This window comes from Thalassospira sp. A40-3 (assembly GCF_015871485.1).
GTDB classification, from domain to species: domain Bacteria; phylum Pseudomonadota; class Alphaproteobacteria; order Rhodospirillales; family Thalassospiraceae; genus Thalassospira; species Thalassospira tepidiphila.
Genome location: NZ_CP065428.1, coordinates 3,171,296 through 3,196,388 on the forward strand (window position 1 = coordinate 3,171,296; position 25,093 = coordinate 3,196,388).

Here is a 25,093-nt window from a genome sequence, read left to right on the forward strand (position 1 = left end):
CCTGATACTCGACAACTTTCCGGATTTGGGTACTCTTAGGGCGTTTCAGGCTTTCCCGGCAAATCGGCAGATGCCATCGCCACGTCCTTTGTTTCGCCAAACACCGCGGCCAAGCCATCGTGCAATTCAATGATATCAAGTGGCTTGGCCAGTATCCGCGCAACCCCCAAAGCATTGAAGGCGTCGGTCACCTCGTCTGAGGCATACCCGGTCATCACGACAACCGGGATTTCATTGCCAGCCTCTCGCAGCTTTTCGATCAATTTCTGGCCGGTCATGCCCGGCATGGTCTGATCAGTCAGAAGCGCGTCAAAGTTTGCATCCGGTGCACTCAGCGCTTCGAGCGCCTTGGCGGCCTCGTTAAACGTATCGACGGAATATCCGATCCGCTCCAACATGCGCGCACAAAGCCTGAGGTTCTTTTCCTCGTCATCCACGACCGCAAGATGCCCGCCCGCACCTGCCGACAGACTGCGGGTTTCGCGCTTTTCATCCGTGGCTTCGCGATCATGTTCCGGCAACAGGATCGCGAACCGGGTTCCCTGCCCCAGACGGCTATAAACCGATATCTCGCCCTTGTGGCCAGTCACGATGCCATGCACCGTAGACAGACCAAGACCAGTACCCTTGCCCGGTTCCTTGGTGGTAAAGAACGGATCAAAGATCCTTTTGGCTGTTTCCGGCTCCATACCGACGCCGTTATCCACAACGCTAATCTGGATATAGCGCCCGACCGTCAATAACGGATGTATTTCCAGACTGTCTTCAGTGACTTCAAAGCGGCTTGCCTTCACGCGAATTTCACCCTGATCGCCAACCGCATGACAGGCATTGGTGATCAGGTTCATCAAACACTGATCAAGCTGTGTTGCGTTGCCCATCACGGTCATGGATTTCGCCCCCAGTTCGACCTTGATCGAGACACTTGATGGCATGGACCCACGGGCAAAACGAACCGTACCCGAAATCATCGACCCGACATCAATCGGAGAACGTTCTGTTTCTGAATTCCGGCTGAATGCCAGGATTTGACGGACAAGATCACGGGCCCGATCTGCGCCCTGGCGAATTTCCATAACATCTTCACGCAGCGGTGAATCTTCGGGCAAATCGGAATAAAGCAGTTCGGCATAACCACTGATTGGCTGCAGGATATTGTTGAAATCGTGTGCGATCCCGCCCGCAAGAACACCGATGGTTTCCATCCGCTGGGAATGACGCAGTTGCTGTTCAAGTTTTTCACGTTTGCGTTCGGACTGAAGCCGCTGAAGTTCGGCAGACGCCCGTGACGCGAACACTTCGACAATGGATTTCGCCAGTTCCGGATCACCAAGTGGTTTGTCCGATATGGTCACCAGAATACCGATCGGGCGTGCCTCACTATCGTAAAGCGCGGCCCCGACATATCCTACGACATCAACGTCAGTGACCTTTTGGACATCCTTCATCAAAACGGAAAAATTGTCTTTGCAGACAAACGTGCCTTCCTTGATAACGCGTTCCGCAGCAGACCCAGCCAAGGCAAAATCAAGGCCGCCGCGACTGCCATCCGGGGAATAGAACGCAACTGATTTCACCCGGTCACCGACAAGTTCGGCGATGTGGCAATAGGTCATATCAAGTGTTTCGCACAGAACCTTTGTCAGGTTTTCAAAGAACCCGGCACCGACCTGATAGCGGATACCACGATAAATGGATTCCAGTGTCTCCTGATGGCGTTCACGCTCCGTCACGTCCAGTGCGAAACTGGCGATACAATCCAGTTCGCCATTGGCATCAAATATCGGGCTTTCATACCATTCGCAGATGATGCGGCTGCCATCACGTTTGACATTCTCGAACCGGTTATTGACGCTGTTTTGCGTTTCCATGATCCGTTCGATCAGAGTGCCAAGACGCGCCCGGTCTTCCTCGGGCACCAGAAGCTCAAGCTTCTTGCCAACCATCTCATCGGCATTGTAGCCAAACAGCTGACAGGCCGTTTCGTTCACCTCGATGATGGTTCTGTCCGGCGTCCAGTAAAACACCCCGATTTTCGCGTTGTTGAAGTGCGCACGCAGGCGGCGCTGGTTGGCCTCCAGATCACTTTTGGCAACCTCAAGATCCTGGCGATAACGGATGCGTTCGGTGATATCGCGGCAACTGATCCTGATGCCGAGGTTCCCACCGTCGCTATCGGCGATCGGTTGCCATGACATGTCGATACCGACCTTACGGCCATCCTTGTGAACACCGGTGAATTCGCGGTCACTGCCTGACAGGCCATCAAGACCTTCGTCAATATAGTGGCGCACACGGTCGCGATCCTCGGGCGCAATAAATGACAGCGGATAATCACCACACGCCATGCATTCATCGACCGTGTAGCCAAGAACGCGTTCAATCCCCGGATTTACCCAGATCAGTTTGCCATCAGGTGCGATCCAGCTTTCCCAGCCGTAGGTGTAGTTGGCAACCGCCTCAAAGCGACGGCGCGAGAAGCTAAGCTCGTCATTGGCCTCCATGACATTTTTCATGCCTGCGGCGGCTGCCAACAACCCACCTGCCATATGGGCGAAAACGATTTCCTCAGGGCGCCATACTCTGGTCCGCCCGACAGACTCAAAACACAATATCCCCATTCGGCCCGCCGCCGAGATCAACGCAACATCAAGGATTGCCTTGATATTCATCGGGATCAGATAAGCGTCTTTAAGCTCGGAAGTACGTGGATCTTCAACGGCGTTGTCCGCATCGATAATCTGCCCGGTTTCCAGCGCGGCAAAATATCGCGGCAATACAACGCGTTTCAAAATCATGCCATCATGTTTTGCCGACGGATCATTGGCATCAAACAGCCCGACGCACTCAACGTCACCATCATCTTTTTCCAACCACAGACTTGCCCGTTCACAATTCATCAGGTTGGCAAAACGCTTCAATGTTGGGCGGAAAGACGCATTTTCGATGCGCTCAAGTGACGAGAAATGGTTGGCGACTTCGGACGCACTTTCGCGGATTTGTTCAAGAAACTTTTTGCCCGACATCAGTTCGTTCTGCGAACGCAACTGGTCCATGCTGGTTTGCAAAAGTGCCTGCCGCATCCAGACGATCCCGACAACAAGTGACGCGGTCATCCAGACATACCCAAACAGTGCCGATCCCCAAACCGGCAACGTATGGGGAACGGTGCCGCTATCGGTAATCAAGCCCCCGTCGAGGTTGAAAACACGCATCACGCCGACGCTTGCAATCGCGACAACGCAGAACACCGCGTATCGAATGGTCACGGAAAATCGCCAGAACAGCGCCACGATCACGGTCGATACAATCATCATCGCCATGCCGCTTGCGGGTGAAAATCTGACGATATAAAGCAACGACATGCTTGTCATTGCGGCGACAATCACAACCGACTTGGTAAAGGTCGATAAGCGCTTACGCAGTACAAGACCGGCAACAACGGCCAGAAAAACCAACAGATGGATGATCTCGACCGTGATCGAACGCTGACTTGCTTCGCGCAACATCGAGGAAACCAGTGCGGGCAAACCGCCAATCGACATCACAAACAGCATAAAGTCTGCGATGCGGTTTCTTGTCCGGTCCAGATTGGCGCTTAATCTTTTTGGCATGAGTTATCGGGCCCCATTCTCAGACCAACTGGTCGGGCATGCTGTTATAGATGCTTTCAAAGCGCAGATGATTGTCGGCAAACAGCCCCAAAAGTTTCGGATCGAACATCTCCGGGGAGGTTCGCTCGTCACCTTTGGTGATGATATTGACGGCTTCCGTGTGGCCATAGGCCGGTTTGTATCGGCGCGCACTGCGAAGGGCGTCATAAACGTCTGCCAATGAGACGATCCGCGCAATCATCGGGATATCCGCGCCCGACAGGCCCACACAATAGCCCGACCCTTCCCAATGTTCGTGATGATAGCGCGCAATGATTGCGGCCTGTCCCAGAACCGGGTTGTCTGATGAATTGAGCATCGCAAAGCCGATCTCGGTGTGGCGCTGCATGACCTTGAATTCGTCGTCGGTCAGCTTTCCGTTTTTCAGAAGCACCTCGTCGGGCACGCCGACTTTTCCGATGTCATGAAGGATGCCCGCCAGACGAATTGTTCTTTGAACATTCTGATCCAGACCGGCCATTTCTGCCAGCAATTGAGAATAAAGACCGACGCGAACACAATGCTCCGCTGTTTCGATGTCCCGATACTGGGAAATCAGGCTGAGCCGGTCGATCATTTCCTGTTCTGCACCGCCAAGTTTGCGGCTGATGTCATCAAGGGTTTTCGACTGACTGATATTTTCCAGTTCGAGTTTACGAACACGTTCGACTTCGCGGTCCCGTTCCTGCAGTCGCGCCTGCGCATCAAGTGCGGCGCGTTCAAGATCGGCGCGTTCAATCGGCTTATCAAGAAATTCCCGCACACCAAGACGCAGTGCCGTTACGGCATCGCTCTTGTCACCATCCCCGGTCAGCAGAATGAATTCGAAATCCCGTTTGTATTCGTTGATTGCCCGTTTGACGAAGTCCAGACCACTGCAATTTGGCATGCGCAAATCAGAAACAACCAGACGCAATGATGCGTCAGATTTTACTGTCTCAAGCGCTTCAAGTCCGTCAGATGCAACCACCACTTCAAAACCGGCACGCTCCAAGATACGTGCCAGCAATTTTCGGATCGGCGGTTCGTCATCTACAACCAAAATGCGACGTTCAAGCTCACTCAATCACTCTGCCCCATGCCAGATACAAAATACTACGAGCGAATAGATAAAACCTATCCGTTGGTATTGTATATTGCAACATACGCAAAAAGTGTGAGATCGGTTCTCAGGCTATTTTTTGCCCTGTTTCCAAGGGATTTCGCGGAAAAAGAATTGAAAACCTTTGATTGAAATTTGATGGAGAAGTTCTGGTATCTCAGGGATTTCTATTCCGAAGGCTCGATTGCAATGCGAATCGGAGAAAATCAGCATACGGAAAATCGATCAAAGCAACCGGATCGTGCACCTGGTCATCATGCAATAGCGACCGACAAGGCGGTTTTGGTGATGGGCGTTTCCGCGTCCCGGTGCGAACCTGTTAGGCATTGCCCGTTATCCGTGGGCACCTAATTGTCAAAAGTCTCGTGGCATTAATGCATAACGGCAATGCCACCCAAAAATCACAACGCAATATCGCATTGCCGCCAACTTGCTACACTTTGCAGCATCGTATCCATGCCTGGAGCTAGCGGCGAAGATGGATGAGTTTTTCTGGTGGATCGTTCTGATTGGATTTATCGCCCAATTGATTGATGGTGCCCTTGGTATGGCCTATGGCCTGACCTCAACTTCCCTTTTGATCACGCTTGGCTTACCACCTGCACAGGCAAGTGCGACTGTCCACGCCGCCGAGATTGCAACCACCGCTGTTTCCGGTACAGCCCACCATTTTGCACGCAATGTCGATTGGCGCATGGTCCGTCAACTGGCACTTGCCGGTGCAATAGGCGGCTGTGCCGGGGCCGCTCTTTTATCATCGGGGATCGGGGACTATTTGGCTCCGTTTGTCGCGCTGTATCTTAGTGCCCTTGGCGTTCTTGTAATTGCAAAGGCGCTTCGCAAAGTTCAGCCGCCTGCGGCAATCCGTGGGCTTACCCCGCTTGGCATGATCGGTGGATTTCTTGATGCAATCGGGGGTGGCGGCTGGGGACCTATTGTATCAAGCACGCTGGTCTATCGCGGCAATGAACCGCACCGCATGCTTGGAACGTCTGCTGCGGCCGAGTTTTTTGTAACCGTGACGATTACCGTTACATTTGCCGGATCATTCGGATTGGAAAGCTTCGGGATGGCGGCACTGGCACTTGTAATCGGCGGTGTGCCGGCCGCCCCATTGGCGGCCGTGCTTGTCAAAATCATCCCGCGAAAGCCGCTTATGATTGCGGTTGGCGTCCTTATCGTCGGCCTTGGTCTTCTGGGGATATATCGCTTTGTCTTCGCCCTTATGGCTTAGCCGACAACAAGTGTTGTCCAGTTTTCGACCTTGAAGCGATTGATCAGGGAAAGCCCGACGTCGCGGTAGGCCGACAGAACAAACTGTTCCTGATGCGCAAGAAGGCCTGAGAGGATGACAACACCGTTTTCCGAGAGCGTACTGGTCAGGTCATGCGCCATGCCACGCAGCGGGCGGGCAAGGATGTTGGCACAGACAATGTCATAATACCCGGCATCACGAATACGGGCATCCTGAAAACCGTTTGAATGAATGGCCGTGACAAGATCGGCGATCTTGTTGGTTTTGGCATTTTCGCGTGCAACCCGAACCGATGCGGCATCAATATCGGCCATCATCACCGGACACCGCCAGGTTTTGGCACAGGCCATGCCCAAAATGCCGGACCCACAGCCCATATCAAGCGCATTCTGACGCGGTCCGCGTTTGGCCAACCAGTCGATTGCAGCAAGACATCCCTTGGTAGTTTGATGTTCACCAGACCCGAATGCCAGACCGGCATCGACCTGAAGCGCTGTTCTGGATACCGGGATTTCCTCGTTCCAGTGCGAACCATGGACAAAGAAACGCCCGACCGAGATCGGCTTGAAGCTGCGCAGGTTTTCGCTGACCCAGTCCTTTGGCTCATAGGTGCCAAAGGTCACGGTTGGCGTATCAATGCCAACTGCGGATGCCATGATCGACAACGCGGTCTCAACCGCACCCTTGTCAAACATCTCACCGGCAAAGCCTTCGATACGCCAAGGTCCGTCAGGGTTGCCATCACGCTCGAAATGCGAAAGCGCATCGCAATAATCAAACAGCGCGTCGGCAAACATCTGCGCATAGGCGCCATCAACTTCGAACTTGAAGTTATAGCAAAGGACGGGTTCGGTCATATCGCTTCTCGCTCGTGTGGGCGGCAAATGTGCTCCGCCCGGTTAAATCGGTCATCCGAAAATGTTGTCCGGGGCTTACCCCGGCAGGATGAAGCTGTCGACCACTTTCTTGGTGCCGACACTTTCGAAATGGATTTCCAGTTTGTTGCCATCGACCGCACGGACGGTTCCCGACCCGAACTTGCGATGGCGCACCGTATCACCCACCTTGTATTTCGATGAGTTGGAACTGGTGGAATAACTGGTTTCACCGTCGGGCTTCACATCAATCACGTTCTTGCGCACGCGATCCTGCCAACCGCTTGAGGCGAATTTACGCTCCCCCGCACCCGATACCGGATTGCGCGACGGCGTGCTGCCACTGTCGCTTGCCCAGCTTGGCATTTTCATCCAGTCATCGGCACCCCACGCACCTGGTGAATGATTGCCACCATGCCCGCCAAGACCGGTATCGCTGCTGCGTTCGATATGTTCGTCCGGCAACTCATCAACAAAGCGCGATGGCAGGGCTGATTGCCACTGGTTATAGATGCGCCGATTGGCCGCATAACAGATGGTCGCACGTTTGCGCGCCCGGGTGATCCCGACATAGGCAAGACGACGCTCTTCCTCGAGGCCCTTGACCCCGCTTTCATCCATCGCGCGTTGATGCGGGAAGACGCCCTCTTCCCAACCGGGCAGGAAGACATAATCGAACTCCAGTCCCTTGGCGGCGTGCAGGGTCATGATGGTGACTTTTTCCTCATGATCGTTCTGCGCATTTTCCATCACCAACGAGACATGTTCGAGGAAGCTGGTCAGGTTCTCGAACTCGCCAATTGCGGATACCAGTTCTTTCAGGTTTTCCAGACGGCCGGGCGCATCAATTTCCTTCGAAGTCCGCCACATATCGGTATAGCCGCTTTCATCAAGAACGGTTTCAACGACTTCGACATGGCTGCTGTTGCCAAGCATTTCGCGCCAGCGTTTGAAATCCCCCAAAAGACCGCCGATGCTTTGGCGCATCTTGGGTTTGAGTTCTTCGGTATCCAACAAATCGCGCGCCGCCGCCGGAAGCGAGATCGCCTGATCACGGGAATATTGATGCAATGTCTGAAGCGTTGCCTTGCCAACCCCGCGCTTGGGTACATTGACGATGCGCTCAAATGCCAGACTGTCATCAGGCTGCGCAACAAGCCGGATATAGGCCAGCGCATCACGGATTTCCTGACGTTCATAGAAGCGCGGACCACCGACAACGCGGTACGGAATACCCAGCGTGATCAGGCGCTCCTCAAACTCGCGGGTCTGGAAACCGGCACGCACCAGAACGGCAATCTGCGATGCGCCAACGCCCTTGCGCTGCAGGGCTTCGATATCCTCACCGATCAGGCGGGCCTCTGCTTCACCGTCCCAGACACCTTTGACAAACACCTTGTCGCCAGTATCAATCTCGGTCCACAGCTCCTTGCCCAGACGGCCATCGTTAAACGTGATCAGTTTGGACGCGGCAGCCAGAATGTGCGGGGTGGAACGATAGTTCTGCTCAAGACGAACCACCTTGGCACCTGGGAAATCAGACTCAAAGCGCAGGATGTTGCCGACCTCGGCCCCGCGCCAGCTATAGATCGCCTGATCATCATCACCAACGCAGCAAATGTTACGATGGACCATCGCCATTGCACGCAGCCACAGATACTGGGCAACGTTGGTATCCTGATACTCGTCAACCAGAATATAGCGGAAGGTGTTCTGATACTGTTTCAGGACTTCCGGGTGCTGCTGGAACAGGGGCAGGCAATGCAGCAACAGGTCGCCGAAGTCACAGGCGTTCAGGACTTTGAGGCGTTCCTGATAAATCTTGTAAAGGTGCTTGGCCCCGCCGTTGGCGAACTCGACACTTTCATTGACCCGTTCAGGCGTCAGACCCTTGTCCTTCCAGCGCTGAATGATCCCCATCAGCTGCTTGGCTGGCCATTTTTTCGGATCGATCTGTTCGGCATCCATGATCTGCTTAAGCAGGCGCACCTGATCATCGCTATCAAGGATGGTGAAGTTTGACTTTAACCCGATCAGATCGGCATGACGGCGCAACAAGCGCGCTGAGAGCGAGTGGAAGGTTCCCAGCCACCAACCTTCAACCGGACGACCAAGCGCCTGTGCGACACGTTCCTGCATTTCCTTTGCCGCACGGTTGGTAAAGGTAACGGCAAGGATCTGCTGCGGATGCAGGCGTTCGGTTTGCGCCTTGGTTTCCAGAAGATGCGCCAGACGCGTGGTCAAAACACGCGTTTTCCCGGTTCCGGCACCTGCCAGAACAAGCAATGGCCCGTCGAGCGTTTCGACAGCATCGCGCTGCTCGGCATTCAGATTGTCGAGATATGCCGGGGTCGGTGTATCGGCCAGACGCATTTCGGGGCTGGCGGCGAATTCATCAATTTCGAAGGGATCATCCATCATGACCGCATATATATCACGCTGTGCGAAGGGGGCCAGTGTCGTTCCATATTGACCCGACGATTTTTACATTCTGCACCACATTGCGGGCGTCAACCAAGCCCTTCGCGGGAACGTTTGTATCAACCGGCTCTGCCCGGCAGAAAGGCTTCGAGTTCCCGAACAACACGCGACGCCGTCATACCATCCCACAGCGGGAGTTTGGCTGGCGTCCGCTTGCAACCGTCGGAAACACTTAGCGCGGACATCACCGCATGGCTCAACTGATCAAGTCCTACAAGCTGATTGGTTCCCTGCGTGATCGTGATTGGACGTTCGGTTGAATTGCGCAGCGTCAGGCATGGCACGCCAAGCAGGCTGGTTTCTTCCTGAACACCACCGGAATCTGTTACGACAACGCCCGCGTCCTGCATCAAACTGGTAAACCCGACATACCCCATCGGCGGCAGCAAGCGAACACCGGCATTATGCAGCGCCGCCATCAAATTTGATGTCCGAAGACGCTTCTCTGTCCGGGGATGAAGAACAAAACAGCTATCGGCTTTGGTGGCGAGCGCCATCAACGCATGGCTTATCTGATGGAGCCGTCCGAGATCATCGACATTGCTTTGCCGATGCAGGGTTACAAGGACATAGCGACCTTTAACGAGATTGAGCTTGCGGGCGCTTTCTTCCTGATCAATCGTTCCTTTCATGATTGCCAACGTATCAGCCATGATATTGCCTACACGCTTGATGCGGTCGGCCGTGATCCCTTCGGCCCGTAAATTTTCATCTGCATCCATCGACGGCGTCAGCAACAGATCTGCCTTGTGATCTATCTCGATACGGTTTTGCTCTTCGGGCATTTCAGGATCAAAGCATCTGAGACCTGCTTCCAGGTGAACAAGGGGCACGTTTATCTCAATTGCAACGATGGCTGCGGCACGGGATGAATTAACATCCCCGACAACCAGAACCATGTCGGGTCGGTCTTCATGACAAAGTGCCTCATATGCCTGCATCATTCCGACAATGGGATCGCCATTTTCGAATGGCTCACAGTTCAGGACATGATCAGGGTCCGGCAATCCAAGCTCTCGCCAGATAGTCGAAGACATCGCGTCGTCGAAATGCTGGGCCGTATGGACAAAAGACGGACGAATGACCGGATGGTTCGCCAATCCGCGCAACAGCGGCGCGATCTTCATGAAGTTGGGTCTGGCACCGGCAACGAGGTGAAGCTTCATCTTATATCGATACATCCTGCTTCTGGAAAAGTTTGGCCGTTTTCACGTAGCCTAATAGATAAGTCCGGCTTCCCATAACCCTCTTTGGTATCGGTATTTTTTGCCGTAGGTTGTCACAGCTGGGGGATCAGAAATACCAAATAACATCATCGGCCTACTTCATGGTCTCTGTATGTGACTTGCTCACCCGCGCTTTCAGCATCCATGGTCTGAAAATTGCTTTGATTTCCGGTGGTAAGCATGTCTGACGCCCCCGGAGGTCTTCTGGGAGTGCCAGCTGTGCTTTGTGCATCCCAGAAGAAAGGTATCTCGAAATGAGTGCTATTTTTGGATTGGGCAACGGGTTGCCGATATCAACCCGGGCCAGTTCTGCGGAACGGTCAGGTGCACACGAAAGTATCGAAAGTTTTAGCGCAGGTAGCGCTGCACCTGTTTCAGGCGTTGCGGCAATCGGATCTGAGGGTGGCTCCTCCAAAAGCCAACTTTCGGACGCGGTTCAAGCCGTCATGCTTGAATTCCAGAATATCGGAAGCGGGTCATCAAGCTTTGCTGCGGCCATGGACGCAGTCAAAGCCAATGACAGCGCAAACGGTATCAAGACCACTGAAGACCCGGTCTCGTCGAATTCCGATCCGGCAAAAGATGATCCTGCACTTGCAGAGCAGGATGCCGAGGAGGAGTTCAAGTCTGCCGCTCGTGACAGTTTCAATCTACCGACAAAAGACAAGGAACGTAACGAACAGGCTAGAATTGAGAAACGCAAAGAACGTCAGGAAATTGACGATGCAGCCGAGCAGGCTGCAACGGATATTCCAGAAAACGTTGCCGGTCTTGATAGCCGGGTTGCAGCCCAAGTCATATCTGGTTCGCCAGCACGACAGCAACCTGCATTGGCCGCCTGATTACATCGGCCTAAAAACCTTGAACGGAGCAGCGCAAAATAGCGCTGCTCTTTTTCATTGCGGATCGGATTAGAACAGCTTCGGCGGTGCATCACCGCGTTCTTCGCTTTGCAGTTCCAGCAAGGCGTTGTTATAGGCCATCATCGCATCCTTTTCATGGACGAAGCCGATGATATGGCGTTCTTCGGCGCTGTTAAGAACCGGCAGATGTTCTTCGCCGGTTTGCTCCATCAGTTTGATGGCCTTTTCGATATTGTCTGTCCGGTAAAGGACCGGCGGTTTTGAACGGGCCACCTCGCCGGCTGTGACTTCATCGCCAAGATTGGGGTCAAAGGCAGCGTGGCGCAAATCGGTCAGTGTGATCGTTCCGTGCAGTTTGCCCTGATCATCAATGACAAAAAGCTCCGAATAGGGTGCGTTGATCAGCTTTTCACGGACAGTTGTCAGCCCCTCGGTCAGCGGGACGGTTTCGTATTCGCGCTTCATGATCTCGTCCACCTTGATCGTGCGCAGCAAATTGACTTCCCTACCCCAGCGCGTCGACAAACCACGACATTTCAATTGCCACTGGAAAAAAGATCCGCCCTGGAACTGATCCATCACCACGGTCGCCAGGACAGATGCCACCATCACCGCAACCGTCAACGCATAGTCACCGGTCAATTCAAAGATGATCAGGGTCGTTGAAATCGGTGCACCAAGGATGGCCGCGGCAACAGCCCCCATGCCAACAAGAGTGTAGGCCGAATAGCCAGATGATAGCTCGGGAAAGGCACTCGTTGCGATCATCCCGAATGCCCCGCCCAGCATTGCACCAAGGAAAAGTGCTGGGCTGAACATGCCGCCCGCAAAACCAAGCCCCATGCAGATCGAAACGGCAAAGCCCTTGGCAAGCAACAAGCCGATCAGGAAAGTCAGGCTGTAGCTTTCATTAAGCGCATCGTTCATCGCCCCATAGCCGACACCGACAATCTGCGGAAAGACCAACGCAATCAGGCCAACAATCAGCCCGGCAACCGCCGGACGCAGCCAAAGCGGTGCATTGGTCCGATTTGCCGTTTTTTGCACGACCGGGATGGCGCGCACGACCAGAACCGCCGCCACACCGGCAATAATCCCCAAAAGCGCAAAAGCCGGGAACTCCCAAAAAGACTGGATTTCATGCCCCGGGATCAGGAAGGCGACCTCATCGCCGTAATAGATGCGCGTTATGACCGTACCGGTAACCGATGCCAGCACAATCGGCGCGAAAGCCGTCAGGGCATAATGACCCAGGGCAACTTCATGGGCAAAAAGGGCGCCCGCGAGCGGCGCGTTGAACGATGCCGCCACCGCTGATGCCACGCCACACCCCAAAAGTGTTCGGGATGCCGAACGGCGCAAATGAAGAATGCGCGCCAGCCACGCGCCAAATGATGCGCCCATATGGACAACCGGTCCTTCACGGCCAAGGGATGCCCCACTGCCAAGCGACACCGCACTGGCAATCGCACTTTTGATCCCGCAGCGGGTCGACATCCGCGCGTCATGGAACGATGCCGCGTCGATCACATCGGCAACCCCGTGCGGTCTTCTTTCCGGCAGGAACTTGTAGATGAAAATCCCGACAATCAGACCGCCCACCGCCGGGGCCAGGATAAGTTGCCAGACGGGAATTTCACTAAGATGCCGGTGAAGGGCTTCTTCGCCAGTCCCGAAAAACAACGACTGGACAAGCAACAAGCCATCTCGGAACAGGATGGCGCCGCCCCCGGCCAGTGCCCCGACAATCATTGCCAAAATCGACAGAACCAGCTGCTCGCTTTTGACGATGCGACGCATGCGGTTCAAAAAGATGTTCGATTTCAAAAGCTTTTCAGCCATGTCAGCAATACCGGGGTTGGCGAATTGATTGTGCGCATGATCTTAGGATCAGCTTTTCCTGCGAATAAAGGGTAAAGACAAGAACCACCATGTTTAATTTCGCATTCCTGACGCCCGTTGATTGATCCGGATAGATATGCCACAACAAGTGACCCGGATTCAGCGCATCCCCAGTGCCGCGATCCCGTTTCAGAAAACCGTCATTGCCAAAATCATACGAAATACAGCATTCTGCCCGTCTCGCGTGAAAGCAGGGCCAGAAACGCCACCAATCGTTCTCAACGGAACCAAAAACAATGAATGACCACCGACCAACGGGTACACAGGCGGCGCGGCCGCTGCCCGGTCTTGTTGAATTTATCTGTCTGATGGCAATCACCATCGGGCTAGTTGCCCTGTCGATTGACAATCTGCTGCCGGCCTTTGGCCCAATCGCGCAAGACTTTGGCATCGAAGACGGCAACCGCATGCAGATGCTGATTTATGTCTTCATGATCGCGTTTGGCCTGATGCAGATCGTTTATGGCCCGCTTGCCGATAGTTTTGGTCGCCGCCCCACCCTGATCGCAGGACTTGGCATTTATTGCATCGGCACCGTGATGGCGATCTTTGCCGACAGCTATGAGCACCTTCTTATTGCACGTTTCGTGCAGGGTCTTGGCGCGGCTGCACCGCGGGTTTTGACCATGGCGATCACGCGCGATTGTTTCGAAGGGCGCGAAATGGCCCGCGTCATGTCGTTTGTCATGATGGTGTTCATCATTCTGCCTGTGTTCGCCCCGGCATCAGGCAGCCTGATTTTAGCCCTGGCCAACTGGCATATGATTTTCGTCAGCACCTTGGTCCTCGCGATTGCGATTGTCTGCTGGTACCTGCTGCGTATGCCTGAAACCCTGCATCCGGAATATCGGCATAAATTGTCGATGCGACGGATCGCACGCGACATCAAAACCACCGTCACCAATCGTCAGACATTCGGCTATGCCACGGCGATGGGCGTCATGTTTGCCTGCCTGATGGCCTATATCGGATCGGCTCAGCAAATCTTTGAAACCGAGGTTTACGGGCTTGGTGTCTGGTTCCCGCTGGCATTTGGCATGATTGCCGCCTGCATGAGTTTCTCGTCATTTATCAATGCGCGCCTGGTACGCAAGATCGGCATGCACAAGATTTCTCATGTCGCGCTGTTCTTCTTGACCGCCAGCAGCCTGATCAATGTTCTCATTGCGCTCTGGTTTGACGGGCATCCGCCCTTGTTCGTCTTTGGCATCGGCCTCACAACAATCCTGTTCTGTTTTTCGCTGACCATGCCGAACTTCAACTCGCTTGCGATGGAGCCGGTCGGGGCGATTGCCGGCACTGCCTCCTCGATCACCGGTGTTTACAGCACGTTGATCGGCGTCATTGCCGGCGGGATTATCGGGCAGCAGTTCAATGGCACTGTCATCCCGCTTCTGGTCGGTTACTTCGTGCTTGGCCTGATTGGCATTGTGATTGTTGGCATCACTGAACGCGGCAAGTTCTGTCGGGCAAGCCACTAGGCACCGACATTCCTGGACACAAAAAAGCCCCGCAGAGTGCAGTCTGCGGGGCTTTTCCTTGCGACCGGACAGGCGTTTATTTCGCCTGACGCGGATCGTAATTCAGGTTCGGTGCCAACCAACGTTCTGCCTCTGCCAGGGTCATGCCCTTGCGCTCGGCATAGCTTTCCACCTGATCGCGTTCGATTTTACCAAGGCCAAAATACTTGGCTTCCGGGTTGGCAAAGTAAAAACCGCTCACTGAAGAGGTTGGTGTCATGGCATAGCTTTCAGTCAGCGACACACCAACATTCTTCTCTGCGTCCAAAAGATCCCAAAGAATGCCCTTTTCAGTGTGTTCCGGGCAGGCCGGATAACCCGGTGCCGGACGGATACCGCGATATTTTTCGGCAATCAGATCATCATTGCCAAGCGCCTCGTCCGGTGCATAGCCCCAAAGCTCCTTACGAACTTTCTCGTGCATATGCTCGGCGAAGGCTTCGGCAAAACGGTCGCCCAGCGCCTTGACCAGGATGGCATTGTAATCATCATGCTCTGCTTCAAGCTTGGCAGAGATTTCTTCGACTTCTGGCCCGGCGGTAACAACGAAGGCACCGATATAGTCGGTCTTGCCGCTGTCTTTTGGCGCGATATAGTCGGCCAACGCGCGGTTCGGACGCTTGTTGTTCTCGCGATACATCTGCTGACGCAGGGTATGGAGCATCACCGCCTCATTCTTCTCTGGCGCCGGGGTAACTTCGATATCATCGCCTATCGAGTTGGCTGGCCACAGACCGACAACCGCCTTGGGTTTGAACCATTTTTCGGCAACGATTTTTTTAAGCATTTCCTGCGCGTCCGCATAAAGGCTCCGCGCCGTTTCGCCGACCTTTTCATCCTTCAGGATGTCGGGGAAACGGCCATGAAGTTCCCAGGTCTCGAAGAACGGCTTCCAGTCAAAGCGCGACACCAGTTCTTCAAGATCAAAATCTTCAAACAGGGTGATACCGGGTTTAAGCGGAACCGGTGCTTCAAAGTTGTCCCAATCGAGCTGAACCTTGTTGGCACGTGCGTCGACAATCGAGAAACGCTTTTTCTGCAGTTGCTGTGCTGCATGCTTTTCAGCCATCGCGATATACTCGTTGCGAATTTCCTCAGCAAAGCGTTCGCCATTGGTTTTTGAAAGCAAATTGCTGGCAACACCAACGGCACGCGATGCGTCGATGACGTACACCACAGACGATTTCAGATAGTTCGGCGCGATTTTAACCGCGGTATGGACCTTCGACGTTGTCGCCCCGCCAATCAGAAGCGGAATATCCAGCCCTTCGCGTTCCATTTCGGCCGCGACATAGGTCATTTCTTCAAGCGACGGGGTAATCAGGCCCGACAAACCGATCATGTCGACCTTTTCGGCCTTGGCGGTTTCAATGATTTTCTGGGTCGGCACCATCACGCCAAGGTCGATGACCTCGAAGTTGTTACATTGCAGCACCACACCAACGATGTTCTTGCCGATGTCATGCACGTCGCCCTTAACGGTCGCTAGCAAGATCTTGCCGTTGGTTTCGTGCTTGCCATCTTTTTCCTCTTCGATGAAGGGAATCAGATAGGCCACCGCCTTTTTCATCACACGCGCGGATTTCACCACCTGCGGCAGGAACATCTTGCCGTCACCGAACAGGTCACCAACGATGTTCATGCCGTCCATCAACGGACCTTCAATCACATGCAGCGGCTTGTCTGCCTGTTGACGGGCTTCCTCGGTGTCTTCTTCGACGAACTCGGCAATACCGTTGATCAGGGCATGCGCCAGACGTTCCTTGACCGGCTTTTTACGCCATTCAAGGTCGGCCTTTTTCTCAGGCCCGCCTGTGCCTTTGTATTTCTCGGCAACTTCGAGCAAACGGTCGGTCGCATCCGAACGACGGTTCAGGATGACGTCTTCGACGCGTTCACGCAGTTCTGCCGGGATTTCTTCATACACAACCAGCTGGCCGGCATTGACGATCCCCATATCCAGTCCCGCCTTGATGGCGTGATACAGGAAGACCGAGTGCATCGCTTCGCGGACCGGGTTGTTGCCCCGGAACGAGAAGGAAACGTTGGAAACACCACCGGAAATCTTGGCGTATGGCAGGTGTTTTTTGATCAGCTTGCAGGCTTCGATGAAGTCGACAGCATAATTGTCGTGCTCTTCGATACCGGTCGCGACGGCAAAGATGTTCGGATCGAAAATGATGTCTTCAGGCGGGAAGCCAACCTTATCGACCAGCACGTCATAGCTGCGTTTGCAGATTTCGAACTTGCGATCAACCGTATCGGCCTGACCTTTTTCATCAAAGGCCATGACGACAACTGCCGCGCCATAGCGGCGCAGTTTTTTGGCCTGTTCGATGAAGGGTTCTTCGCCTTCCTTCAGGCTGATCGAGTTAACAATACCCTTGCCTTGTAAGCATTTCAGACCCGCTTCGATCACGTTCCATTTGGAACTGTCGACCATGATCGGAACGCGGGCAATGTCTGGCTCGGCCGCAATCAGGTTGATGAACTTGACCATCGCCGTTTCGGCGTCAAGCATCGCATCATCCATGTTGATGTCGATTATCTGCGCACCGTTTTCGACCTGCTGACGGGCAATCTCAAGGGCTGCATCGTAATCTTCTTCGACGATCAGCTTCTTGAATTTCAGCGATCCGGCGACGTTGGTCCGCTCACCAATATTGATAAATCTGGAAATGTCGGTCATGGGTCTTTTCGATCTCTTTTCAGCTATCAATATCAGATTTACGCAGCATCAAACGGCTCAAGGCCGGACAGACGCATTCTTGGCTCAAACTTCGGCACAACGCGCGGCTTGGCATTTGCCACTGCATCGGCAATCGCCTTGATGTGCGGCGGTGTCGTACCACAGCAGCCCCCCAGCAGATTGACCATGCCAGTATCGGCCCATTCCTTGACCAGTTCGGCCATTTCAGCATCGGTCTGGTCATATTCACCAAACTCGTTGGGAAGGCCCGCATTGGGGTAAACCGAAACGCGGCATTCGGCAATGCGCGACAGTTCCTGAACATAGGGGCGCAGCTGTGCGGCACCCAATGCGCAGTTCAGACCAATCGAGAACGGCTTGGTATGACGCACGGAGTTATAAAACGCCTCTGTCGTCTGCCCCGAAAGTGTCCGGCCGGATGCATCGGTGATCGTGCCGGAAATCAGCACCGGAACATCTTCACCGCGTTCGTCGAGAACCTCGTCAATGGCAAACAAAGCTGCCTTGGCATTGAGCGTATCAAAGATGGTTTCCACCAGCAGCGTATCCGCCCCGCCATCCAGCAAACCGGTCGTGGCTTCCTTATATGCCTCTTTGAGCTGATCAAAGGTGATGGCGCGGAAGCCGGGATTGTTCACATCCGGCGAAATCGATGCCGTACGGTTGGTCGGGCCGATGGCACCATTTACAAAGCGCACATCCCCCGGATGGGCGGCTTCCCATTCATCACAGGCGGCACGCGCGATCTTGGCACTTTCGAAATTGATCTCATAGGCCAAGTCTTCCATGCCGTAATCGGCCTGGGCAATGGTTGTCGCGCTAAAGGTGTTGGTCCCGTTCAGGTCCGCACCTGCCGCGATGTACTGCAGATGGATGTCCTTGATGATGTCCGGCTGGGTCAGTGACAAAAGGTCGTTGTTACCTTTGACGTCCTGCTTCCAGTCGGCAAAGCGTTCGCCGCGATAGTCTTCCTCGGTCAGCTTGTGCTTCTGGATCATCGTGCCCATTGCGCCATCAAGGATCAGTATCTTTTCCTCGGCCCGTTTGCGCAGCAGGGCAATGCGTTCCTTGCGATCATTCATCTTTTTCATCCAATCAATTCTTCATGCGTCCGGGTTACAGGGCAAAACCAGTTTCAGGCTGCAACCTGTTCGGTTCCGCGAATGCCCAGCGCATGGCAGATGGCATATGTCAGTTCGGCACGGTTAAGCGTATAGAAGTGGAAGTCGGTCACCCCTTCGCTGATCAAACCCTCTACCTGCGAAATGGCTTCGTGGAATGCGACCATGCGACGGGTATCGGGATCTTCATCAAGCCCTTCGAAACGCCAATGCAAACGCTGCGGCACAGAAGCACCACACATATCGGCAAATTTCAAGAGCGACGCAAAGTTTGTCACCGGCAAAATGCCCGGAACGATGGGCGCCTCGATGCCCGCACCCACACATTTGTCACGGAACCGCAGATAGGTCTCGTTATCAAAGAAGAACTGGGTAATTGCCCGGTTGGCGCCCGCATCGATCTTGCGTTTGAGATAATCAATCTCGAAATCTGAACTCGGCGCATCCGGGTGCGTTTCCGGGTAGGCAGAAACCGAAATATCAAAATCGGCAATTTCCTTAAGGCCGGCAACCAGATCAACCGCATAGGCGTAGCCACCCGGGGTCGGTTCATACTTGTCGCCCGCATCCGGCAGATCCCCGCGAAGGGCAACGATGGATCGGATGCCCTCGTTCCAGTAGCTGCGCGCGATCTGATCGATCTCTTCCTTGGTATGACCGACACAGGTCAAATGCGCCGCAGCCGGAATGCCGGTTTCACCCTGAATACGGGTGACACTGCCATGGGTGCGATCACGTGTGGTGCCGCCGGCCCCATAGGTCACCGAAACAAAAGACGGATTGAGCGGCGCAAGCCGATGGATCGACCGCCACATGGTTTCTTCCATCTTCTCGGTTTTCGGCGGGAAGAATTCGAACGAAACCTTGAGGTGTTTGCGTACTGCGTTGATTTCTGGAACCGTCATCATATCGATATCTCAATCCTGTCTTCGCTTTCCCGTAGGCTGAGCCCTTGGGTCGGTCTTTCTATCTGGTTATTTTCGATACATGCTGCGCGTTATTCCGCAGCCTTTTCAGAATTTCTTTGAACTTTGTCCGCGGCATGTGCCGATGTCGGGCGAGCCATCCAGATCCGAACCGTCAGTGGTTTGCCCGGCAAACTGACAACGTTGCCAGGCTCAAGACCGCTGGCGCGGAACCAGTCATTGATGGACGCATCATCAAAACCAAGACGTCGATGCGCATGTTCTTCGCGGAGCTCTTCCTGTTCGTGCTGGGCAAAGTCGACAATGACAAGCTTGCCCCCGGGCGCGAGAACGCGTGCTGCCTCGGCAAGGGCCGCCTCGGGCTTTTCAGCGAAATGCAGCACCTGATGCAGGGTCACCACGTCAAACATGCCGCCGGGATAAGGCAACTGGTACATGTCGGCTTGCCGAACAAGGCAGTTGGACAGGTCTGCGCGCTGCAGGCGTGCACGGGCAACAGCCAACATTTCGCGCGACATATCAACCCCAACGCCCTCTTCGGCGTTGCGCCCGAGAAGCTCAAGAATACGCCCGGTACCTGTTCCGACATCGAGAATCCGGCCACCAGTCAGGTCGCCCACCGCCTCAAGCAATGCTTTTTCAACAACCGCCTCGTCGACGTGGAGTGAGCGAATCCGATCCCAGTCTTCGGCATTGGCGCGGAAATATTCAGTCGCGATCTTTTCGCGTTCTGCCTTCACCTGATCGAGACGGGCACGGTCAAGTGCAAGCGTCTCGTCATCTTTTGGCAGCAGATCCAGCACAGGCTGCACAAGGTCGGCACCCGGCCCGGAATGCGGCGTGCGATAGAAAACCCAAGTCCCTTCGCGGAACCGGACAAGCAGGCCTGCCTCGCACAATAATTTAAGGTGTCGGGAGACGCGCGGCTGGCTCTGGCCGATGATCTGGGTGATCTCGCTGACGGTCAATTCGCACTCGGCACAGATCGCAAGCAAGCGAAGCCGCGTCGCTTCAGCAGCTGCGCGCAATCTTGCCAGAACCTGTTCCATACCAATGCCCTCCACGTTGACAAGAAAGATATAAAGATATGTTTATATTTGTTCAAGCGCTATTTTCGCGTGAAAACTTGTTGCCTAAATGCCACACCTGAAAACTGCTTGATCCTGATCAACTTTTTGTATGCTGGTGTTTAATTTCACCCTATGCTAACCAAATGGATATCTGAGGCGTGCGCGTTACATGATCGCCCTTCGAGCAGGGGATTGATCGGTAACGTTTTTTGGTGTCCCGCATCAAAGGCGTTTCGGGTCGGGGAAGTCTGTGTATCGAACATCGGTTGGCTAAAAATAATGAAGTTTCGAACTTTGCTTTCGCTTTGTGCCGCAGGATCGCTGTCTTTGCTGACCGCGTGCGCATCGACAGAACCCGCTCAGGACACGAGTGATTATGATCCGCTTGAGCCGGTGAACCGCGTGGTTCACGGTGTTAATGGTGCGGTCGATTTCATGGTCCTGTATCCTGCTGCAATGTGGTACCGCGACATTGCCCCGGAACCTGTTAAAACCTCCGTCGCGAGCTTCGTGCGCAACATCAACGAACCGTTGAACTCGTTCAACGCGTTGCTGCAGGGTGACCCGGACCAGGCCGCTGCCTCGTTCCAGCGTTTCATCATGAACTCGACCATCGGCCTTTTGGGCTTCAACGATGTCGCATCTGATTTCGGCATTCCGTACCGCCGTGAAGATTTTGGTCAGACCCTTGCCCATTACGGTATTGGCGGCGGCCCTTACATTGTGCTTCCGCTGCTTGGCCCGTCCAACCTGCGTGATACAGCCGGCATCGGGGTTGACTATTTTGCCAACCCGCTAACATGGGGCGCACAGAACAGTGATACCGTCGAAGCCCTTTATCTTGGCTCGGTCGGTCTTACAGCCCTGCATTATCGTTACGCGACGATCAATCAGCTGAACGAACTGCAAAAGTCATCTATCGACTATTACGCAGCCCTGCGCAGCCTCTATCGTCAGCAACGCAATCAGATGATTCGCAATGGTGGCCCGTCACCAGAATTCGCTGTAGAAGACGAAAGCGCATCTTTTGACTTCGACGATGCTGTCGAAGCGGCAAGCCAGTAAGAGCCGGTCATGGTAAACAGCAAAATCGCCATATCAACCGCCGCGATGATCGCCATCGCAGCCGCTTGGTCTGGTCCGGCGTCGGCAACGGGTTTGTCTTCAAACGTTGTTGCCGAAGTCGCTGTCGAAACCAGCGCAGCAAATGTCATTCAGAGCATGGCTGACCAGGCCATGAATGAACTGACCGATCAAAGCCTTGCTGACGACGTTCGCCGCAAAAAGTTCGTGTCCCTGATGGACCGCTATTTTGCAATGGATGTCGTTTCGCGCTTCGTTCTGGGGCGTTACTGGCGTTCGATTTCCGAAGCGGAGATCGAGGAGTTTTCAGTCCTGCTGCAAAACTACCTGGCGCTCAACTACGCAAACCAGTTCAAGGAATTCAACGGCGAACAGTTTGTCGTTGGTGATGAGACCCAGAAGAACAAGGACACCTTTGTCGATTCGCAGTTCGTCCGCCCGGACGGCCCGCCGGTAAACATTGTTTGGCGGATGCGGGTATTTGATGACAGCTACAAGATCATCGATGTTTCCATCGAAGGTCTGAGCATGGGCATCACCCAACGCGATGAGTTCACATCGGTCATCCAACAGAACAACGACGATGTGGGCGCCCTGACCGCTGCACTCAAGGCAAAAACAGGTCTTTGATCAAAGCCTGCCTTATTAATATCCGAATATAAAAGCCACCATCCTTGCGACGGTGGCTTTTTTGCATCTGGCATCCGAGCATCAAAAAAAAGGCCACCCAAGGGTGGCCTTTAATCTCAAAGCGATTGACCGCCTTAGCGGGTCAGCGGCTTGTATTTGATACGGTGCGGGCGGCTTGCCTCTTCACCATAGCGACGTTTGTAGTCGGCTTCATATTCCTGATAGTTCCCTTCGAACCACTCGACATGCGAGTTGCCCTCATAGGCCAGAATATGGGTGGCAATTCGGTCAAGGAAGAAGCGATCGTGCGAGATGACCACAGCGCAACCGGCAAACTCGAGAAGACCTTCCTCAAGCGCACGCAGGGTATCGACATCAAGATCGTTGGTCGGTTCGTCAAGCAGCAGAACGTTCGCACCAGACTTCAGCATCTTGGCGAGATGAACGCGGTTACGTTCACCACCGGACAACTGACCAACTTTTTTCTGCTGATCTGCGCCCTTGAAGGCGAACTGTGACACATAGGCGCGCGACGACATCGGACGTTTGCCCAGAAGAATCTCGTCGAGGCCGTCGGAGACTTCCTGCCAAACGGTTTTGTTCGGATCAAGCGAGTCACGCGACTGATCGACATAGCCCATCTTGACGGTATCACCGATCTTGAGCGTTCCGGCATCCGGAGTATCAGCACCCGTCAGCATCTTGAACAGAGTGGTTTTACCCGCACCGTTCGGACCGATCACACCAACGATACCACCCGGCGGCAGGCGGAAATCAAGGTTTTCAAACAGAAGCTTGTCACCATAAGCCTTGGTCAGGCCTTCGGCGGTGATGACTTCGTTACCAAGGCGCTCGGCAATCGGAATAACGATCTTGGTGGAATCCGGCACCGCTTTTGCGGCCTCGGCGACAAGATCGTCATAGGCACGGACACGGGCCTTGGATTTTGCCTGACGGCCTTTCGGGTTCTGACGGATCCACTCAAGTTCGGTGGCAAGCTGTTTCTGGCGGCTGCCTTCCTGACGGGATTCCTGTTCCAGACGCTTTTGCTTCTGCTCAAGCCAGGAGGAATAGTTGCCTTCGAACGGAATGCCCTGACCGCGGTCAAGTTCCAGAATCCAGCCCGTAACGTTATCAAGGAAGTAACGATCGTGGGTGACCAGAATGACGGTACCCTGATAATCTTCAAGGTGACGTTCAAGCCACGCAACCGATTCAGCGTCAAGGTGGTTGGTCGGTTCGTCAAGCAGCAGAATGTCAGGCTTTGCAAGCAAAAGGCGGCAAAGGGCGACACGACGGCGCTCACCACCGGAAAGCTTGGTTACATCCGCATCCTTGGGCGGGCAACGCAAGGCGTCCATCGCGATCTCAAGGGTGCGTTCCAAATCCCAGCCATTGGCCGCATCGATGCGTTCCTGAAGTTCACCCTGCTCTGCAAGGAGGTCATTCATTTCGTCATCGGTCATCGGCTCGGCAAACTTGCCGCTGATTTCGTTGAAGCGTGCAAGATCGTCAACAATCGAGCCGCACCCTTCCATGACGTTGCCAAGAACGTCTTTCTCCGGGTTAAGCTGAGGTTCCTGCTCAAGATAGCCGACATTGACACCTTCGGCAGGCCAGGCTTCACCGGCGTAATCCTTTTCGATGCCGGCCATGATTTTCAGCAGGGTCGATTTACCTGCGCCGTTGTTGCCCAGAACACCGATTTTTACGCCTGGCAGGAAGGACAGTGTGATGCCCTTGAAAAGTTCGCGACCGCCCGGAAGGATCTTGGTCAGGTCCTTCATGACGTAAATATACTGGTAGGATGCCATTAAATTCCCCATCCAAAAGTCGTTGGGTCCGCCCTGTTGGGCTGAAACACTTCGGCATACTCATACGCATGCCTGAAATACTGTGCCCGTTTGTAACCGACAGGCAGGCTCTTAACAACTTCAAACCGCAGACAGCTCACATGCTATCAAAACATGCCAAGTGGCGAGCTGAAACAAGGTGCATCAAGTGATCTCGCGTCGGCGACATCATTCCGGTTGGGCAAACGAAATTTGCGTCGATTTCAGTCAAAAAATAGCCGCGTCGGACCGTGATGGGTCCCTTAAGTTATAAAAACGTCACTTTTTAGGCACTTAGACGCAATGTTTTTCAACCTTATAATGCTGCAATGCACACAGTGAAAACCGCCCGGATTCTGTCACTATTTTTATTCGACGTTGGGCCAGAACACCTTCTAACACCCTGTTCTATACGACTAATGATTAGCTTATGGCGACTCTCGAAAACTGATATCGAGCTTTACAGGCAATGAGTGTGTCTTGATGCATTCAACGCCACGCATTCATGCGGCCGACAAACACAGCATAAAAATATGTCGGCAGGGAAAGTTATCATTTCTAGGAAGGAGACGCGCGATGGATGAACAAAGCGCAGCCTACTGGAAGAGAAACGTGAAGCTGGTCTCGGTCCTTATCGCGATCTGGTTCATCGTTTCCTACGGTTTCGGCATCTTGTTTGTCGATGCCCTCAACTCTATCGAAATCGCGGGCTTCCAGCTTGGTTTCTGGTTTGCTCAACAGGGGTCCATTTACGTCTTTGTCGCACTGATTTTCGTCTATGTGGCCAAGATGAACAAACTGGATCGCGAATTCGGCGTTCGTGAAGACGACTGACGCAGGATCA

At 54.0% G+C, this 25,093-nt stretch carries 17 protein-coding genes; 6 read left to right on the forward strand and 11 right to left on the reverse strand.

Features of this window, described 5'->3' with window-relative positions:
* Window positions 1-35: 35 nt before the first annotated feature.
* Both IT893_RS14635 and IT893_RS14640 read right to left on the reverse strand, forming a co-directional pair.
* Window positions 36-3,614, reverse strand: coding sequence for a PAS domain S-box protein (locus IT893_RS14635; RefSeq protein WP_197145618.1), 3,579 nt, complete (start codon window positions 3,612-3,614; stop codon window positions 36-38).
* A gap of 19 nt (window positions 3,615-3,633) precedes the next feature.
* Window positions 3,634-4,719, reverse strand: coding sequence for an HD domain-containing phosphohydrolase (locus IT893_RS14640; protein WP_197145619.1), 1,086 nt, complete (start codon window positions 4,717-4,719; stop codon window positions 3,634-3,636).
* A gap of 514 nt (window positions 4,720-5,233) precedes the next feature.
* Here IT893_RS14640 and IT893_RS14645 point away from each other — a divergent pair.
* Window positions 5,234-5,989 carry a sulfite exporter TauE/SafE family protein gene (locus IT893_RS14645; protein ID WP_197145620.1) on the forward strand — a complete coding sequence of 252 codons (756 nt, stop codon included), beginning with the start codon at window positions 5,234-5,236 and terminating at the stop codon, window positions 5,987-5,989.
* Here the strand turns inward: IT893_RS14645 and IT893_RS14650 are convergent.
* The 3 genes from IT893_RS14650 to wecB form a co-directional block, all read right to left on the reverse strand.
* On the reverse strand, window positions 5,986-6,867 hold the full coding sequence (locus tag IT893_RS14650; protein ID WP_197145621.1) for a 50S ribosomal protein L11 methyltransferase: 882 nt from the start codon (window positions 6,865-6,867) through the stop codon (window positions 5,986-5,988). The two genes, IT893_RS14645 and IT893_RS14650, sit on opposite strands and share 4 nt — an antisense overlap.
* Window positions 6,868-6,942: 75 nt before the next feature.
* Window positions 6,943-9,303 carry an ATP-dependent helicase gene (locus tag IT893_RS14655; RefSeq protein ID WP_197147721.1) on the reverse strand — a complete coding sequence of 787 codons (2,361 nt, stop codon included), beginning with the start codon at window positions 9,301-9,303 and terminating at the stop codon, window positions 6,943-6,945.
* Window positions 9,304-9,425: 122 nt separating this feature from the next.
* Window positions 9,426-10,532 carry a non-hydrolyzing UDP-N-acetylglucosamine 2-epimerase gene (gene wecB / locus IT893_RS14660; protein WP_197145622.1) on the reverse strand — a complete coding sequence of 369 codons (1,107 nt, stop codon included), beginning with the start codon at window positions 10,530-10,532 and terminating at the stop codon, window positions 9,426-9,428.
* 314 nt (window positions 10,533-10,846) lie between these two features.
* Between wecB and IT893_RS14665 the strand changes: the two genes are divergently transcribed.
* Window positions 10,847-11,434, forward strand: a complete 588-nt coding sequence (locus IT893_RS14665; RefSeq protein WP_197145623.1) for a hypothetical protein — start codon at window positions 10,847-10,849, stop codon at window positions 11,432-11,434.
* Window positions 11,435-11,503: 69 nt separating this feature from the next.
* On the opposite strand, the gene IT893_RS14670 is transcribed toward IT893_RS14665, so the two are convergent.
* A complete protein-coding gene (locus tag IT893_RS14670) occupies window positions 11,504-13,297 on the reverse strand; it encodes a chloride channel protein (RefSeq protein WP_064779615.1) in 1,794 nt (597 codons plus the stop codon).
* 296 nt (window positions 13,298-13,593) lie between these two features.
* Here IT893_RS14670 and IT893_RS14675 point away from each other — a divergent pair, with 296 nt between their 5' ends.
* Window positions 13,594-14,838 carry a multidrug effflux MFS transporter gene (locus IT893_RS14675; protein WP_197145624.1) on the forward strand — a complete coding sequence of 415 codons (1,245 nt, stop codon included), beginning with the start codon at window positions 13,594-13,596 and terminating at the stop codon, window positions 14,836-14,838.
* Between the two features lie 76 nt (window positions 14,839-14,914).
* Here IT893_RS14675 and metH read toward each other — a convergent pair whose 3' ends face one another.
* The 4 genes from metH to IT893_RS14695 all read right to left on the reverse strand — a co-directional run bounded on the left by metH (window position 14,915) and on the right by IT893_RS14695 (window position 20,683).
* Complete coding sequence (metH, locus tag IT893_RS14680) at window positions 14,915-17,566, reverse strand: methionine synthase (RefSeq protein WP_197145625.1); 2,652 nt, start codon at window positions 17,564-17,566, stop codon at window positions 14,915-14,917.
* A 38-nt stretch (window positions 17,567-17,604) separates the two neighbouring features.
* Entirely contained in the window at window positions 17,605-18,669 is a 1,065-nt protein-coding gene (locus IT893_RS14685; protein WP_040822979.1) for a homocysteine S-methyltransferase family protein, read from the reverse strand.
* A 53-nt stretch (window positions 18,670-18,722) separates the two neighbouring features.
* Complete coding sequence (gene metF, locus IT893_RS14690) at window positions 18,723-19,616, reverse strand: methylenetetrahydrofolate reductase (protein ID WP_197145626.1); 894 nt, start codon at window positions 19,614-19,616, stop codon at window positions 18,723-18,725.
* Between the two features lie 89 nt (window positions 19,617-19,705).
* The gene (locus IT893_RS14695) at window positions 19,706-20,683 is read right to left on the reverse strand and encodes a metalloregulator ArsR/SmtB family transcription factor (RefSeq protein WP_197145627.1); all 978 of its coding nucleotides are present in this window, start codon (window positions 20,681-20,683) and stop codon (window positions 19,706-19,708) included.
* 300 nt (window positions 20,684-20,983) lie between these two features.
* Here IT893_RS14695 and IT893_RS14700 point away from each other — a divergent pair, with 300 nt between their 5' ends.
* Both IT893_RS14700 and IT893_RS14705 read left to right on the forward strand, forming a co-directional pair.
* Window positions 20,984-21,769, forward strand: coding sequence for a VacJ family lipoprotein (locus IT893_RS14700; protein ID WP_252723968.1), 786 nt, complete (start codon window positions 20,984-20,986; stop codon window positions 21,767-21,769).
* 9 nt (window positions 21,770-21,778) lie between these two features.
* The gene (locus tag IT893_RS14705; RefSeq protein ID WP_120224459.1) at window positions 21,779-22,417 is read left to right on the forward strand and encodes a phospholipid-binding protein MlaC; all 639 of its coding nucleotides are present in this window, start codon (window positions 21,779-21,781) and stop codon (window positions 22,415-22,417) included.
* 134 nt (window positions 22,418-22,551) lie between these two features.
* On the opposite strand, the gene ettA is transcribed toward IT893_RS14705, so the two are convergent.
* The gene (gene ettA / locus IT893_RS14710; protein WP_008889560.1) at window positions 22,552-24,231 is read right to left on the reverse strand and encodes an energy-dependent translational throttle protein EttA; all 1,680 of its coding nucleotides are present in this window, start codon (window positions 24,229-24,231) and stop codon (window positions 22,552-22,554) included.
* Window positions 24,232-24,825: 594 nt separating this feature from the next.
* Here ettA and IT893_RS14715 point away from each other — a divergent pair.
* Window positions 24,826-25,083, forward strand: coding sequence for a DUF4212 domain-containing protein (locus IT893_RS14715; RefSeq protein WP_008889559.1), 258 nt, complete (start codon window positions 24,826-24,828; stop codon window positions 25,081-25,083).
* The last annotated feature ends 10 nt before the right edge of the window (window positions 25,084-25,093 follow it).

Bases quoted from the DNA above. Each gene is read 5' to 3' on its own strand.
- IT893_RS14635 (WP_197145618.1), bottom strand. From the start codon at position 3,614: ATGCCAAAAAGATTAAGCGCCAATCTGGACCGGACAAGAAACCGCATC.
- IT893_RS14700 (WP_252723968.1), top strand. From the start codon at position 20,984: ATGAAGTTTCGAACTTTGCTTTCGCTTTGTGCCGCAGGATCGCTGTCT.
- IT893_RS14675 (WP_197145624.1), top strand. From the start codon at position 13,594: ATGAATGACCACCGACCAACGGGTACACAGGCGGCGCGGCCGCTGCCC.
- metF (WP_197145626.1), bottom strand. From the start codon at position 19,616: ATGATGACGGTTCCAGAAATCAACGCAGTACGCAAACACCTCAAGGTT.
- metH (WP_197145625.1), bottom strand. From the start codon at position 17,566: ATGACCGACATTTCCAGATTTATCAATATTGGTGAGCGGACCAACGTC.
- IT893_RS14670 (WP_064779615.1), bottom strand. From the start codon at position 13,297: ATGGCTGAAAAGCTTTTGAAATCGAACATCTTTTTGAACCGCATGCGT.
- IT893_RS14685 (WP_040822979.1), bottom strand. From the start codon at position 18,669: ATGAATGATCGCAAGGAACGCATTGCCCTGCTGCGCAAACGGGCCGAG.
- ettA (WP_008889560.1), bottom strand. From the start codon at position 24,231: ATGGCATCCTACCAGTATATTTACGTCATGAAGGACCTGACCAAGATC.
- IT893_RS14665 (WP_197145623.1), top strand. From the start codon at position 10,847: ATGAGTGCTATTTTTGGATTGGGCAACGGGTTGCCGATATCAACCCGG.
- IT893_RS14645 (WP_197145620.1), top strand. From the start codon at position 5,234: ATGGATGAGTTTTTCTGGTGGATCGTTCTGATTGGATTTATCGCCCAA.
- IT893_RS14705 (WP_120224459.1), top strand. From the start codon at position 21,779: ATGGTAAACAGCAAAATCGCCATATCAACCGCCGCGATGATCGCCATC.
- IT893_RS14695 (WP_197145627.1), bottom strand. From the start codon at position 20,683: ATGGAACAGGTTCTGGCAAGATTGCGCGCAGCTGCTGAAGCGACGCGG.
- wecB (WP_197145622.1), bottom strand. From the start codon at position 10,532: ATGAAGCTTCACCTCGTTGCCGGTGCCAGACCCAACTTCATGAAGATC.
- IT893_RS14655 (WP_197147721.1), bottom strand. From the start codon at position 9,303: ATGGATGATCCCTTCGAAATTGATGAATTCGCCGCCAGCCCCGAAATG.
- IT893_RS14650 (WP_197145621.1), bottom strand. From the start codon at position 6,867: ATGACCGAACCCGTCCTTTGCTATAACTTCAAGTTCGAAGTTGATGGC.
- IT893_RS14715 (WP_008889559.1), top strand. From the start codon at position 24,826: ATGGATGAACAAAGCGCAGCCTACTGGAAGAGAAACGTGAAGCTGGTC.